This is a genomic window from Clostridium facile, from assembly GCF_014297275.1.
Taxonomy (GTDB): domain Bacteria; phylum Bacillota; class Clostridia; order Oscillospirales; family Ruminococcaceae; genus Massilioclostridium; species Massilioclostridium facile.
Genome location: NZ_JACOQK010000001.1, coordinates 557,993 through 573,372 on the forward strand (window position 1 = coordinate 557,993; position 15,380 = coordinate 573,372).

Below are 15,380 nucleotides of genomic sequence, written 5' to 3' on the forward strand. Positions count from 1 at the left end.
AATGGAATTTAATGTGTTTGAATCAATTAAAATTGGTCTGGCTTCTCCTGATCAGATCAGGGAATGGTCTTATGGCGAGGTAAAAAAACCGGAAACAATTAACTACCGTACCTTAAAACCAGAACGGGACGGTTTGTTCTGTGAACGGATTTTCGGGCCTACAAAGGACTGGGAATGTCACTGTGGTAAGTACAAACGCCTCCGCTATAAAGGGAAAGTATGTGAAAAATGTGGCGTTGAAGTCACCCGCGCTAAAGTGCGCCGGGAACGGATGGGGCATATCGAACTGGCTGCCCCAGTTTCCCACATTTGGTATTTTAAAGGCATCCCATCCCGTATGGGCTTGCTGTTGGATATCTCTCCACGCCGTTTGGAAGAAATCCTGTATTTCGCGAAATATATTGTTATCGATCCAGGCAACACCGTATTGGAAAAAGGCCAGATGCTGACCGAAAAAGAATACGATGATATGCGGGAAAAATACGAAGATGATTTCCGCGCTGGTATGGGTGCGGAAGCAATCAAAGAACTGTTGCAGGAAGTAGATTTTGATGTACTCTCCAAACAGTTAAAAGATGAAATCGAAAACTCTACCGGACAAAAACGTGTCAAAGCGATTCGCCGCTTGGAAGTAGTGGATGCGTTCAAACATTCTGGCAACCGTCCAGAATGGATGATTATGGATGTTATCCCAGTAATTCCACCAGATATCCGTCCAATGGTTCAGTTGGATGGTGGACGTTTCGCTACTTCTGACTTGAACGACCTGTATCGCCGTGTAATTAACCGTAACAACCGTTTAAAACGTTTGTTGGAATTGAATGCGCCTGACATCATTGTCCGCAATGAAAAACGGATGTTGCAGGAAGCAGTAGACGCCTTGATTGACAACGGTCGTCGTGGCAGACCGGTAACCGGACCAAATAACCGTCCTTTAAAATCCCTTTCCGATATGTTAAAAGGGAAACAGGGACGTTTCAGACAGAACCTGTTGGGAAAACGTGTTGACTATTCCGGACGTTCTGTTATCGTAGTAGGACCTGAACTGAAAATGTATCAGTGCGGTTTGCCAAAAGAGATGGCTTTGGAACTGTTTAAGCCATTCGTTATGAAACGCTTGGTGGAAACCGGTGTTTCCAACAATATTAAAAGCGCTAGAAAAATGGTAGAACGGGCAAAAACAGAGGTTTGGGATGCTTTGGAAACGGTAATCAAAGGGCATCCAGTTCTGTTAAACCGTGCGCCTACCTTGCATAGATTGGGTATCCAGGCATTTGAACCCGTATTGGTAGAAGGAAAAGCATTAAAGCTGCATCCATTGGTTTGTACAGCGTACAACGCGGACTTCGATGGAGACCAGATGGCTGTCCACGTACCATTGTCCGCGGAAGCCCAGGCAGAAGCACGTTTCTTGATGCTGGCAGCAAACAACCTCTTAAAACCTTCTGATGGACGTCCTGTTGCAGTGCCTACCCAGGATATGGTTTTGGGCTCCTATTATCTGACCTTACGCAAAGAAGGCGACAAAGGAACCGGCAAAGTATTCCGTGATTACAATGAAGCGGTTATGGCATACAATGAAGGGGATGTTACCTTACATGCTCCAATCAAGGTAAAAGTAACTAGAACTGTTGGTGACAAAGTGGTTTCCCGCCTGATTGACGCAACGGTTGGTCAGATTATCTTTAATCAGCCAATTCCACAGGATTTAGGCTTTGTGGACAGAACCAATCCGGAACAGCAGTTTGACCTGGAAATTACCTTTAAAGTCGGCAAAAAACAGTTAGGGGATATTGTAAGCCGTTGTATTGCGAAACATGGGGTTGCCACTACCTCTGAAGTACTGGATAAAATCAAAGCCCAGGGCTATAAATATTCCACCAAGAGTGCCATTACGGTTGCGGTTTGTGATGCGGTTATCCCACCACAAAAACAACAGTATCTGGAAGAAGCGGATGCTCAGATTGAAAAAATCACCAAACAGTACCGTCGTGGTATGCTGTCCAATGAAGAACGTTACAACCGTGTAATTGAAACATGGGATGTTACCACCAAAAAGGTATCCGATGCACTGACCGCTAACCTGGATGATTACAATCCAATCTATATGATGGCGGACTCCGGTGCGCGTGGTAGTATCAACCAGATTAGACAGCTGGCTGGTATGCGTGGCTTGATTGCCAACACATCCGGTACCACCATCGAAATTCCAATCAAAGCGAACTACCGTGAAGGTTTGAACATCTTGGAATACTTTATTTCTTCCCGTGGTGCCCGTAAAGGTTTGGCGGATACCGCATTGAGAACTGCTGACTCTGGTTACTTGACTAGACGTTTGGTTGACGTATCCCAGGAAGTAATCATCCGTCAGAATGACTGTGGTACTTCCAACGGTATTGAAGTATACGAAATTCGGGAAGGCAATGAAATCATCGAACCACTGTACGAACGTTTAACTGGCCGTTATCTGGTAGAAGATTGTGTAGATCCAAAAACTGGTGAACTTCTCCAGTCCAAGGATAAGATGATGACCGAAGAAGACGCAAAACGTTTGGTTGCAGCTGGAATTACTCATATCCACATCCGTTCTATTTTGACCTGTGAATCCGAACTGGGCATTTGTGCGAAATGTTATGGCGCAAACCTGGCAAAAGGCAGCACCGTGGCAATTGGTGAAGCGGTTGGTATTATTGCCGCACAATCCATCGGTGAACCTGGTACCCAGTTGACCATGCGTACCTTCCATACTGGTGGTATCGCATCCGCTGAAGATATTACACAGGGTCTTCCACGTGTTGAAGAGCTATTTGAAGGCAGACGTCCGAAAAACTCCGCTATTATCGCTGAAATCAGTGGTAAAGTTCGCATGGAAGAAATCAAACGCACCCGTCATATCTTTGTGACTAATTCCAACGGGGAAGAAAGAGATTACGCAATTCCATTCGGCTTCCGTATCAAGGTAGAAGATGGTGAAGAAATCACAGCAGGTGCTCCTTTAACAGAAGGTCCAATCAATCCACACGATGTATTGGCAGTAAAAGGCGAGCAGGCTGTACAGAACTACCTGATTTCCGAAGTACAAAAAACTTACCGTATGCAGGGTGTTGATATCAACGATAAACATATCGAGGTTATTGTTCGCCAGATGATGCGTAAAGTTCGTGTGGATGATCCAGGTGACAGCAACCTGTTGCCAGATACCGTAATCGAACGCAGTGAGATGATCGCTACCCGCCGTAAGATGAAACAGCAGATGGAAGAATCTGGCGTAGAATTGAAGATGCCAACCTTTATTCCGGTGCTGCTGGGTATTACCAAAGCATCTTTGGCAACCGAAAGCTTCCTCTCCGCTGCTTCCTTCCAGGAAACAACCAGAGTATTAACCGACGCTGCCATCAAAGGCAAGGTTGACCCATTAATCGGTTTGAAAGAAAATGTTATCATTGGTAAGCTGGTTCCAGCTGGTACAGGCTTATCCTGCTATCAAAATGTAGAAGTAATCGAAAATGATAAAAATTCTCTTGACAAAACCACACTGTAGGATATATAATAAATAACTGTGTGAAATACACGTTTGGCGGCTTGGAATTTTTCAAACCGCCAAATGCTGTGTTTGCAGATAGATCATTAACCATGTAAGGAGGTGCCATATGCCAACCTTTAACCAGCTTGTTCGTAAAGGCAGACATGACAAAGAGACAAAATCTAACGCTCCAGCATTGGGCAAAAGATTTAACTCCATGAAGAAGGTTTCTACCGATCAGAGTTCTCCACAAAAACGTGGTGTTTGTACCGCGGTAAGAACAATGACCCCTAAAAAACCTAACTCAGCTCTTCGTAAAGTTGCCAGGGTCCGTTTATCCAACGGAATCGAAGTAACATCCTACATTCCAGGGGAAGGACACAACCTTCAGGAACATAGCGTTGTTTTGATCCGTGGCGGACGTGTTAAGGACTTACCAGGTACACGTTACCACATTATCAGAGGAACACTCGACGCTCAGGGAGTTGCTGACAGAAAACAAGCCCGTTCTAAATACGGTGCAAAACGTCCAAAAGCTGGAAAGTAGTGTAAACGACCGGATTATTATGCCAAATTAGGCTTCTTATAGATAGATGACCCTATTTTGGCACCCTACGGAAGTTTCTTGCTTTCGAGTACCAATGAATTCATTTTATGAAGGAGGGAAGCGAAGTGCCAAGAAGAGGTAAAATTGCAAAACGTGATGTTTTGCCAGATCCACTTTATAGCTCTAAACTGGTAACACGTTTGATCAACAGCGTTATGCTGGATGGTAAAAAAGGTGTTGCACAGAAAATTGTTTACGGTGCATTCGATATTGTAAAAGAAAAAACTGAAAAAGATCCTTTGGAAGCTTTTCAGGAAGCAATGGAAAATATCATGCCTGTATTGGAAGTAAAAGCCCGCCGTGTAGGTGGTGCTACTTACCAGGTACCAATGGAAGTACGTCCAGAGAGACGTCAGACCTTAGGTTTGAGATGGATCACCTTGTATGCTCGTCAGAGAAATGAAAAAACCATGAAAGAACGCCTTGCAGGTGAAATCATGGATGCTCTGAACAACACAGGTGGAGCATGCAAAAAACGTGATGATACTCACAAAATGGCGGAAGCTAACAAAGCTTTTGCTCACTACAGATGGTAATCTGATTTGGAGTTTGGTTTGGTTTGCCTTTTTGAGAAGGACAAGCCGAACCGATTTTCCATATTATTGTTTGGTGTAAAATTGATTTTACACAACAGATAGAAAAGATAACAAGGCCTACCATAATTTTGGTAGAACATTATTTTTAGGAGGAAATTATGCCAAGAGACGTATCTCTAGAAATGACTAGAAATATTGGTATCATGGCTCACATTGACGCAGGTAAAACCACTACCACTGAGCGTATCCTGTACTATACAGGTATTAACCGTAAAATCGGTGAAACTCATGATGGTGCTGCTACAATGGACTGGATGGAGCAGGAACAGGAAAGAGGTATTACTATTACTTCTGCTGCTACTACTGCATACTGGAATAAGCATCGTATCAATATTATCGACACTCCTGGACACGTTGACTTTACTGTAGAAGTAGAGCGTTCTTTGCGTGTACTGGATGGTTCCGTTACTGTTTTCTGTGCCAAAGGTGGTGTAGAACCTCAGTCTGAAACTGTATGGCGCCAGGCTGACAACTACGGCGTTCCACGTATGGCTTACGTGAACAAAATGGACATCATGGGTGCTGATTTCTACAACGTAGTTGACATGATGCTCAACCGTCTGAAATGTAACGCTGTTCCAATCCAGCTGCCAATCGGGGTGGAAGATACTTTCAAAGGTTTGATTGACCTGGTTGAAATGAAAGCTTACATTTATGAAGACGATCTGGGTAATGTAATCGACGAAGAAGGCATTCCAGCTGATATGCAGGAAAAAGCGGATGAATACCGCGCAAAACTGTTAGAAGCGGTTGCTGAAGTGGATGAAGACTTAATGATGAAATACCTGGATGGCGAAGAATTAACAGTTGATGAAATCAAAGCTGCTATTCGTAAAGGTACTATTGCAAACCAGATGGTTCCTGTAACCTGTGGTACTTCTTACCGTAACAAAGGGGTTCAGAAACTGTTGGACGCAATTGTTGATTATATGCCATCCCCAGTAGATGTACCAGCTATTAAAGGTACTGACCCTGATACAGGCGAAGAAGTTGTAAAACATTCTTCTGATGAAGAACCATTTGCAGCTTTGGCATTTAAAATCGCAACCGACCCATATGTAGGTAAACTGTGTTTCTTCCGCGTTTATTCCGGTACTGTTGATGCAGGTTCTACTGTATACAACTCTGTAAAAGGAAAATCCGAAAGAATTGGCCGTATCCTGCAAATGCACGCAAACCACAGAAAAGATATCGAAACTGTTTACGCAGGGGATATCGCTGCTGCTGTAGGTTTGAAAAATACCGGTACTGGTGATACTCTGTGTGATCCTAAGGCTCCAGTTATTCTGGAATCCATGGAATTCCCAGAACCAGTTATCAGCTTGGCAATTGAGCCAAAAACAAAAGCAGGTTCCGAAAAAATGGGTATCGCTTTGGCAAAACTGGCAGAAGAAGACCCAACTTTCAGAACTTATACAAACGAAGAAACCGGCCAGACAATTATTGCTGGTATGGGTGAGCTCCACTTGGAAATTATTGTTGACCGTTTGCTCCGCGAATTTAAAGTAGAAGCAAATGTTGGTGCTCCTCAGGTATCTTACAAAGAAACCATCCGCCGTAAATACGACATTGACCATAAATATGCTCGTCAATCCGGTGGTAAAGGTCAATACGGTCATGTTAAGATGATCATCGAACCAAATGAATCCGGTAAAGGTTACGAATTCATTAACAACATTGTTGGTGGTGCAATTCCAAAAGAATACATCCCAGCAGTTGACGCAGGTATCCAAGGTGCTATGGAAGCAGGCGTATTGGCTGGCTTCCAGGTAGTAGACGTAAAAGTTACCTTGTACGATGGTTCTTACCATGAAGTTGACTCCTCTGAAATGGCATTTAAGATTGCTGCTTCTCAGGCTTTCAAAGAAGCAATGAGAAAAGCAGACCCAGTTATTTTGGAACCAATTATGAAAGTAGTTGTTATTGTTCCAGAAGATTACATGGGTGATGTTATTGGTGACTTGAACTCCCGTCGTGGTCAAATCCAGGGTATGGAAAGCAGAAACGGTGCGCAAGAAATTAACGCATTTGTTCCTCTTTCTGAAATGTTTGGTTATTCTAACGACCTGCGTTCTAAAACTCAGGGCCGTGGCCAATACTCCATGGAACCTAGCCACTATGTTGAAGTTCCAAAATCCATTTCCGAGAAGATTATGAGCTCTAGGGCTAAAAATGCTGACTAATTCGCATTTCTATAAAAATTTTGTGAAATTACTTGAAAAATTCTAGATTTATGATAGAATAAAACTATGCAAGTTTTTTCTTAAAAATGAGGAGGAAAATACAATGGCAAAAGCTAAATTTGAAAGAAATAAGCCACACGTTAATATTGGTACAATCGGTCACGTTGACCATGGTAAAACAACATTAACTGCTGCTATTACAAAAACTCTGGCTCTGAAAGGTCAAGCTCAATACGAAGCTTACGATATGATCGACAAAGCCCCAGAAGAAAGAGAACGTGGTATCACAATCAACACTGCTCACGTTGAATATGAAACCGACAAACGCCACTACGCTCACGTTGACTGCCCAGGACATGCTGACTACGTTAAAAACATGATCACTGGTGCTGCTCAGATGGACGGTGCTATCCTGGTTGTATCCGCTGCTGACGGCCCAATGCCTCAGACTCGTGAACACATCCTGCTGTCCCGTCAGGTAGGCGTTCCTTACATCGTTGTATTCATGAACAAAGCTGACCAAGTTGACGATCCAGAATTCTTAGATTTGGTTGAAATGGAAATCCGTGACCTGTTGAATGAATATGAATTCCCAGGCGACGATACTCCAATCATCAAAGGTTCCGCTCTGAAAGCTTTGGAAGCTCCAGATGATCTGAGCGATCCAGCTTATGCTCCAATCATTGAACTGATGGATGCTGTTGATGATTATATTCCAACTCCAGAACGTAAATCTGACCTGCCATTCTTGATGCCTGTAGAAGACGTATTCACCATCACAGGCCGTGGTACAGTTGCTACTGGTAGAGTTGAAAGAGGTCAATTGAACACTGGTGACGAAGTTGAAATCATTGGTTTGACTGAAGAAAGAGGCAAAACTGTTGTTACAGGTATCGAAATGTTCCGTAAAATTCTGGACTATGCTGAAGCTGGTGACAACATCGGTGCATTGCTGCGTGGTATCCAACGTTCTGACATCGAAAGAGGTCAAGTTCTGTGTAAACCAGGTACCATCCACCCACACACCAAATTTAAAGGCCAAGTATACATTCTGAAAAAAGAAGAAGGTGGCCGTCATACTCCATTCTTCAACAACTACAGACCACAGTTCTACTTCAGAACAACTGACGTAACTGGTGTTATCTCTTTACCAGAAGGCACAGAAATGTGTATGCCTGGCGATAACGTAACAATGGACGTTGAACTGATCACTCCAATCGCTATTGAAGAAGGTCTGCGTTTCGCTATCCGTGAAGGTGGCCGTACAGTAGGTTCCGGCGTAGTTTCCGCTATCAACGAATAATTTTACTGTTTCAATATATCAAACAGCTTGGCTTTTGCCAGGCTGTTTTTTTATACAGCAAAAAACTGGGTATTCTGTGCTTGTACAAAAAAGGAAGTCACGAAATGAAAATGGTTTCTCTAAATACAGGTAGTTTCCCAATTCGAAAAAGCGAGAGAGGAGATTTAAAAAACTTTTGGGTTAAGGGTGTTCATACTCTTTTTTTCAAGAGTAATTATGACTGTTGCCTTTTGTATAGGAAAAAGATGAGGGGAAATATTTTCTACTGTTCGGAAGGAAAATGAATTTTGTGATGCAAAACCAAAGTAAATAAATTTTTCTATAATGCTAGTTTGTTTTTATCCGTAAAGCTACTTAGTGGCGTCCAATGTTTCTTGAAGAGAGGGTATTTAGATGAATTTCATTTTATCATTCCGCAGGGAAAAAGGAAATCTGGATGATTTCAGTAGTGCTATTTTCGCTATATCGAATGTTTTCAAACCAATTTTTTTATGCTATAATTAAGTTAATTGTTTTTCGAATAGGGGGATTGGATGAAACTGGTACATACTTCGGACTGGCATATTGGGCGTTCCTTGAATGGATACAGCCTATTGGAGGACCAGCGCTATTTTTTATCCCAGCTGGTGGATTTTCTCGTAGAATATAGGGCTGACGCTCTGTTGATTTCGGGGGATTTATATGACCGCGCCATCCCTTCTGCTCAGGCGGTTCAGCTGGTGGATGAATTTTTGACTGAAGTAGTGTTGCGGCGAAACATTAAAACGTTTATCATTGCTGGAAACCACGATTCACCCGAGCGCCTTTCGTTCTCCAACCGGTTTTTAGAATCTTCTGGCTTGTATATGCAGGGGAACCTACAACGGGAAATCAAAAAAATTCCCCTTGTCTGTGGGGATGAAGCAGTCGTTATTTGGATGCTGCCTTATTTCCATCCAGCCCAAGTGCGGGAACTGTATCCGGAAGAAAAGATCATCGGCTACCAGCAAGCTGCGGAAAAAATTGCTTCTTTGATATCGCCTTCCCCTAATACGCTTAACTTATTGATGGCACACGGCTTTTATTTGAATGGCAGTGCCAAAGATAGCTGCTTATACTCCGAGTCGGAATATTCGGTAGGGGGGAGCGATTTAATTGATTTAGGGGTATTTCCCAAGTTTGATTATGTGGCATTAGGGCATCTGCACGCTCCCCAGTCCGCTGGGGCAAATGGTTTTTACAGCGGTTCCCCTTTGAAATATTCCTTAAGCGAGGAAAAACAAAAAAAAGGGATTGTTTTGCTGGAAATTCAAAATAAGACCATCCAACAATCCTTGCACTCATTTCAAACCTTGCGGGATGTGCGCAAGATACAGGGAAAATTCCAGGAATTGATGTTGCAGCAATCGGACGATTATGTGTTTGTAGAATTGTTGGATCAGAAGTATGTTTTAAACGCAATGGAACAGTTGCGTGTCCGATTTCCCAATATTTTGGGGATGCACTATAGTTCTTTGGAATACCAGCAGCCTTTATTGGAAGGGGAAGAACCGGCTTTATCCCAATCTCCAAAGGATATTTTAAAAAAATTTTATCTGGAAACAGTAGGGAATGAAATGACCCAACAGGAGGAACAATTGGTAGATCAGATACTTCTACAATTAGACCAAGGAGGGAAGCCATGAGATTGTTACAGTTAAGGTTTTCCGCTTTTGGGCCGTTTCCTACCGAACAAATATTGGATTTTACCAAATTACAGCAAAATGCGCTTTTTCTAGTCACTGGGGATACTGGAGCTGGAAAAACCAGTATTTTTGACGCCATTTCTTTTGCACTGTACGGGGAAGTGAATGGAAAACGCAAAGAACCCCGTACCCTAAAAAGTGATTTTGCCCCAAAAGACCGGCTATGCTATGTGGAGTTCCGGTTTGAATCCCATGGAGAAACCTATCAAATTTATCGGGAACCAGAACAACTTTCCCCAAAACAGAGGGGAAAGGGCTTTGTTACCAGGAAACACAAAGCAGAACTGACGTTGCCAGATGGCAAAAAAATAACCGATTTAAAAGAAATTAAGCAAAAAATAGAGCAGGAAATCATCGGGTTGAGCAGCGACCATTTTTATAAAATTGTCATGTTGCCACAGGGGCAGTTCCAAAAGCTGCTTACCGAAAAAAACACTGACAAGCTGGCTACCTTCCGTACCATATTTGGTACAGAGTATTTCCAAAAGGTAACCGACGCATTTTATTCTTCTACCAAATCGGTGGAACAGGAAAACCGGCTATTAATCCAGCAGAATCAAAACCTGCGTTCTAAAATCCATATTGTGGATTCCGCTTTGGAACAGGAACTCCATTCAGAATTCCCGGATGACACAGCCTGCTTGAAGCTGTTACAGCAGCAGAACCAGCGGATGGAACAGGAACTACAACAGTTAGAACGAAACATTCAGCAAAAGGAAACCGAATTCCAGCAAGCTGCGAACCAACTAACTCATCAACGGGAATTGCACCAACAGCAGGAGCGCCTTCAGAAATTTCAGGGGAAACAAAACCAGCTGGAAGCGCAACAGGCGGAAATAGCTGCACAAAAGCAGTTTTTGCAGCAGCTCAAACAGGTGGAACAAATTCGGGGGATGGAACAGCAGCTGCGGGATGTTGAAAAAATGTTCCTGGAGGGACAAAACAGGAAAAACGAATTGCAACAGCAATTGCAGCAAGTGCGCCAATCCAAGCAGGAATTATACCATCAACAGGAACAACTGTATGCCCAGGCGGAAGGGATGGAGCGGGCACAACAGCAATTGGATTCCTTGCGGCAGCTTTTCCCGTTGGTGGAGCAGTTGGAAACATTCCAGCAAAAACAGATGGAATTGGAGCAAAGTATTTCCTGGACGGAACAGGCGGTGGAGCGGCAGCGGATGGTTGTGGAGTCCACCCAGTTGCAGGAACTTTTCCGTTTGATGCAAACAACGGAGCAAAAAAGAGGGGAGCTGGAACAAAAGGAAACCGAATACCAACAAGGTTGTAAACGATATTTTGAAGCACAGGCCTTTTTGCTTGGGGAACAGCTTCAACCAGGGCAGCCCTGTCCAGTATGTGGTTCTCGGGAACATCCTTGCCCAGCGCCGGGAGGAGAGGAGCAAATTGTTTCTTACCAGGAGGTTTTATCCCTACAACACCAGCGGGATGAAGTCCAAACCCAATTGTTACAGCTGGAGCAGCAGTTGGAGGCAAAACAACAGCAATTATCCGATTGGAAGATTGACACACCTGATTTTCAGGAACAACTGGAACAGAGGATAGCCCAATTAAAAGAAATCCTTCAAACGTCTTTGGAAGGATGGGATTCGGAAGAACCCTATCAAGAAAAGTTGCGGAGGCTAAACTCCCAACTGGAACAAACTACAGAATATTTGATTCCATTACGGGAGAAAATCCGGCAGGAGGATGGGACGTTGCCCACGCTGGAAGGAATCCAACAATCGGTTTCCCAATTAGAATTAAAATTGTCTCAGTACCGTTCTCAGCGGGAGTCCTGTGAACAGCAGGAAACCCAGCTTCAAACCCAGTTTAGCCAGTTGGAGGGGCAAATCATCCAACTGGAACAGGAATTGGAACAGAAAAAACAACAAAAAGGCCAATTGGAAGGGCACTTTACTCAATTCTTGCAGCAGTCCCATTTGAAAGAACAGGAATATCAGACATTGGTGGTACAATTGGAACAAATTCCTCAATTGGAAGCAGATATCCGTTCTTATGAAACCGAGTGCAGCAACGTACAGGCTGTGTTGCAGGAGCTTGCGCTGCAATTGAATGGACAGGAGCTATTACAGCTGTCCGTATTGGAACAGAAACAGCAGCAGCTTCAAGAGGAAAAACAGAGGTTGACCAAGGAGCGGGAACAGTTGCTGCAACAGTTCCATCAGAATGTATCCTGCGAGGAAGAATATCGGGCACATTTGGAGAAAATCCAACAGTTAACCGAGAAATACGGAATTTTAAAAAAGTTGTCCGATTTGACCAAAGGTACCACCAAACGGATGGGATTTGAAAAATATGTACTGGCATTTTATTTTGATAGGATTATCTCCCGCGCAAACCTGCGTTTTGACCAGATGACCAATGGAAGATACCGCATGGAACGGATGAAAGGCCAGACAGATGGTTTTGATATTCAGGTAATGGATTTTTACACCGGGCAAACCCGGCATATCAGTACATTGTCCGGCGGGGAAACCTTTCTGGCATCGTTGGCCCTCTCGTTAGGGTTGGCGGACATTATTATGCAGCAAAACGGTGGAATTCAGCTCAACACCATGTTTGTTGACGAGGGGTTTGGCAGTTTGGATTCTGACGCTTTACGCCAGGCAATCCATTGTTTTACCCAGTTAAACCAGGGAAACCGGATGGTGGGAATTATCTCCCATGTGCCAGAATTGCGGGAACAGATTGCTAATCAGTTTGTGGTGGAAAAAAATACGGCCGGTTCTGGCAGCAAGGTTTTTTTGAAGCAGGCAAACCAATAAATGAAATGGAAAGAAGTGAATGAAAATGGCTGGTTTAGTAGTGGAGGGCGGTGCGATGCGCGGCCTGTATACCGATGGCGTGCTAGACGCGCTGTTGGATTATAAGATTATGTTTCCCTATGTAATAGGGGTATCCGCAGGGATCAGTAACGCCTATTCCTATGTGTCCAAACAGCGGGGCAGAAACTGGGAAATCATTGAAAAATACCGCAACGATAAACGGTATTTTAGTATCCGCAATTATTTTAAGGAAAAAAGTATTTTTGGGATGAATTTTATTTATGACGAAATTCCAAATCAGCTTATCCCATACGATTACCAAGCATTAAAAGCCTACCAGGGCAAATTACTGGCTGGGGTGACCAATGTAAAAACAGGGAAAGTGGAGTATTTTGATCAGTATTCGGCAGACCGCCAGTTTACCATACTGCGGGCCACCTGCGCTCTGCCATTATTTTTCCCTGTCATCCAGTTAAACGGCAACGGCTATTACGATGGCGGGATGGCGGACCCAATCCCCATCCGGAAATCCATTGCAGATGGAAATCCGAAAAACCTGATTGTTTTAACCAGGGAGGTTGGCTACCAGAAAACAGCCGGGAAATCCACCCGGCTTTCCGCAAAGCTTATCCGCAAAAAATTCCCCGCATTGGAACCAATTGTGCTGAACCGGCATATTGCCTACAACGAAACAGTAGCCTATTGTGAGCAGTTGGAGCAGGAAGGGAAAGCGATTTTGCTTCGACCAGCTGCTGAAGTAAATGTTGGGCGGTTTGAGAAGGATATCCCTACTTTAAAACGGCTATATGAAGCGGGTTATCAAGATACAGTGGCAAAGATAGACCAAATTCGGGAATTTTTGCAAGAAGAAACCCTTTCCGCAAAAAATTGATGGATACGGAGAATTTTGTCAATATCAACTACATTTTAAGTTGTTTTTTGGATAAATATACAATGTTTTCATTTTTAAGATACAATTTTTTTAGAAAAACTCTGGATTGAATGTACAAATTTATGGATTTTATCCGTCAAATACTTGTATAAATCTAAAAAATATGGTAAAATATCATAGTTAGTGTGGAATGAAATTTTATGTGTAGTTTCACATCACGAAAACCGCACGCCTCCATTGACAGGCTGCGGGGTTCTACTGAAATAAAGCATTTTTTATAAGGAGGCAAATCAATGGGTCGAGACGTATATGAAAGTCCATTTTGTACTCGGTATGCCAGCAAAGAGATGCAGCATATTTTTTCGCCGGATATGAAGTTTAAAACTTGGCGTAAATTATGGGTTGCCCTTGCTAGAGCGGAGCACAATTTGGGCTTGCCTGTATCGGAAGAACAGGTAAAAGAGCTGGAAGCCCATGTGGATACGATTAACTACGAAGTAGCAGAACAGCGTGAAAAACTGGTTCGCCATGATGTTATGTCCCATGTGTACGCCTATGGTGAGCAATGCCCAAATGCAAAAGGGATTATCCATCTTGGCGCGACTTCCTGCTATGTCGGCGATAATACCGATGTCATCATTATGAGGGAAGCCCTGTATGTGGTAAAACGCAAACTGGTCAATGTCATCGCAAAATTGGCAAAGTTCGCGAACCAGTATAAGGACATGCCTTGCTTGGCTTATACCCACCTTCAGCCAGCCCAGCTGACTACTGTTGGGAAACGGGCTACCCTTTGGATGAACGAACTGCTCATGGACCTGGAAGAACTGGAATTTCGGATTAAAAACCTGAAATTGCTGGGCTCTAAAGGTACCACAGGCACCCAGGCAAGCTTTGTAGAATTGTTTGACGGCGATACGGATAAAATCAAGGCTTTGGAACAGTCTATTGCAGAAGAAATGGGCTTTTCCGGCGTGGTTCCAGTATCCGGCCAAACTTATTCTAGAAAAGTGGATTACAACATTGTTTCCACTTTAAGCGCGATTGCACAATCCGCTATGAAATTTAGTAACGATTTAAGAATCCTACAAAATTTCAAAGAAATGGAAGAACCTTTTGAAACTAACCAGATTGGTTCCTCTGCCATGCCATATAAGCGCAACCCAATGCGCAGCGAAAGAATTACTTCTTTGGCAAGATATGTCATGATTGATGCGTTGAACCCGGCGTTTACCGCTGGTACCCAGTGGTTTGAAAGAACTTTGGATGACAGCGCCAATAAACGTATTGCTGTTGCAGAAGCATTTTTGGGGATAGACGCGATCCTAAACATTCTGTTAAACATAACAGACGGTTTGGTTGTTTACCCAAAAGTAATCCATCAACGTGTGATGAAAGAATTGCCATTTATGGCAACCGAAAACATTATGATGGAAGCGGTGAAAAAAGGTGGAGACCGTCAGGAGCTGCATGAAAAACTTCGCCAACACTCCATTGCTGCTGGTAAAGTAGTGAAAGAGCAGGGCGGGGAAAATGATTTGATTGAACGGGTTTGTGCGGACCCTTCCTTCAACCTCTCCTATGACGAAATCCATGCCATCTTAAAACCAATTAACTTTGTTGGACGCAGTGTAGAACAGGTTACCGAGTTCCTGCAAGAATGTGTACAGCCTGTTTTGGATGCCAATAAGGATGTTTTGGGTGAAAATGCAGAATTAACTGTATAACAATTTACTAACTAATTTTAATTTATTGGAGGAAACAAT

The 15,380-nt window shown here is 43.3% G+C and carries 9 protein-coding genes; all 9 read left to right on the top strand.

Translation table 11 applies throughout. The features are described from left to right. Position 1 precedes the first annotated feature (1 nt). The 9 genes from rpoC (at position 2) to purB (ending at position 15,341) form a co-directional block, all read left to right on the top strand. Entirely contained in the window at positions 2-3,541 is a 3,540-nt protein-coding gene (gene rpoC, locus H8Z77_RS02315; protein WP_186996053.1) for a DNA-directed RNA polymerase subunit beta', read from the top strand. Positions 3,542-3,650: 109 nt separating this feature from the next. Further along, the gene (gene rpsL, locus H8Z77_RS02320) at positions 3,651-4,070 is read left to right on the top strand and encodes a 30S ribosomal protein S12 (protein ID WP_069988478.1); all 420 of its coding nucleotides are present in this window, start codon (positions 3,651-3,653) and stop codon (positions 4,068-4,070) included. 125 nt (positions 4,071-4,195) lie between these two features. Next, positions 4,196-4,666, top strand: a complete 471-nt coding sequence (gene rpsG, locus H8Z77_RS02325) for a 30S ribosomal protein S7 (RefSeq protein ID WP_069988479.1) — start codon at positions 4,196-4,198, stop codon at positions 4,664-4,666. Between the two features lie 158 nt (positions 4,667-4,824). Next, positions 4,825-6,909 (top strand): elongation factor G, encoded by a 2,085-nt coding sequence (fusA, locus tag H8Z77_RS02330; RefSeq protein ID WP_186996054.1) that lies wholly within the window; start codon positions 4,825-4,827, stop codon positions 6,907-6,909. Between the two features lie 103 nt (positions 6,910-7,012). Beyond that, a complete protein-coding gene (gene tuf / locus H8Z77_RS02335; RefSeq protein WP_069988481.1) occupies positions 7,013-8,212 on the top strand; it encodes an elongation factor Tu in 1,200 nt (399 codons plus the stop codon). Positions 8,213-8,745: 533 nt separating this feature from the next. Then, positions 8,746-9,876, top strand: coding sequence for an exonuclease SbcCD subunit D (locus tag H8Z77_RS02340; RefSeq protein WP_186996055.1), 1,131 nt, complete (start codon positions 8,746-8,748; stop codon positions 9,874-9,876). After that, entirely contained in the window at positions 9,873-12,722 is a 2,850-nt protein-coding gene (locus tag H8Z77_RS02345; RefSeq protein WP_186996056.1) for an SbcC/MukB-like Walker B domain-containing protein, read from the top strand. Before H8Z77_RS02340 ends, H8Z77_RS02345 begins: the two co-directional genes overlap by 4 nt. Before the next feature lie 25 nt (positions 12,723-12,747). Next, positions 12,748-13,614 (top strand): patatin-like phospholipase family protein, encoded by an 867-nt coding sequence (locus H8Z77_RS02350; RefSeq protein ID WP_186996057.1) that lies wholly within the window; start codon positions 12,748-12,750, stop codon positions 13,612-13,614. Between the two features lie 293 nt (positions 13,615-13,907). Next, complete coding sequence (gene purB / locus H8Z77_RS02355) at positions 13,908-15,341, top strand: adenylosuccinate lyase (RefSeq protein ID WP_069988484.1); 1,434 nt, start codon at positions 13,908-13,910, stop codon at positions 15,339-15,341. Positions 15,342-15,380: the final 39 nt, after the last annotated feature.

Bases quoted from the DNA above. Each gene is read 5' to 3' on its own strand.
- purB (WP_069988484.1), top strand. From the start codon at position 13,908: ATGGGTCGAGACGTATATGAAAGTCCATTTTGTACTCGGTATGCCAGC.
- H8Z77_RS02340 (WP_186996055.1), top strand. From the start codon at position 8,746: ATGAAACTGGTACATACTTCGGACTGGCATATTGGGCGTTCCTTGAAT.
- H8Z77_RS02345 (WP_186996056.1), top strand. From the start codon at position 9,873: ATGAGATTGTTACAGTTAAGGTTTTCCGCTTTTGGGCCGTTTCCTACC.
- H8Z77_RS02350 (WP_186996057.1), top strand. From the start codon at position 12,748: ATGGCTGGTTTAGTAGTGGAGGGCGGTGCGATGCGCGGCCTGTATACC.
- fusA (WP_186996054.1), top strand. From the start codon at position 4,825: ATGCCAAGAGACGTATCTCTAGAAATGACTAGAAATATTGGTATCATG.
- rpsL (WP_069988478.1), top strand. From the start codon at position 3,651: ATGCCAACCTTTAACCAGCTTGTTCGTAAAGGCAGACATGACAAAGAG.
- rpoC (WP_186996053.1), top strand. From the start codon at position 2: ATGGAATTTAATGTGTTTGAATCAATTAAAATTGGTCTGGCTTCTCCT.
- tuf (WP_069988481.1), top strand. From the start codon at position 7,013: ATGGCAAAAGCTAAATTTGAAAGAAATAAGCCACACGTTAATATTGGT.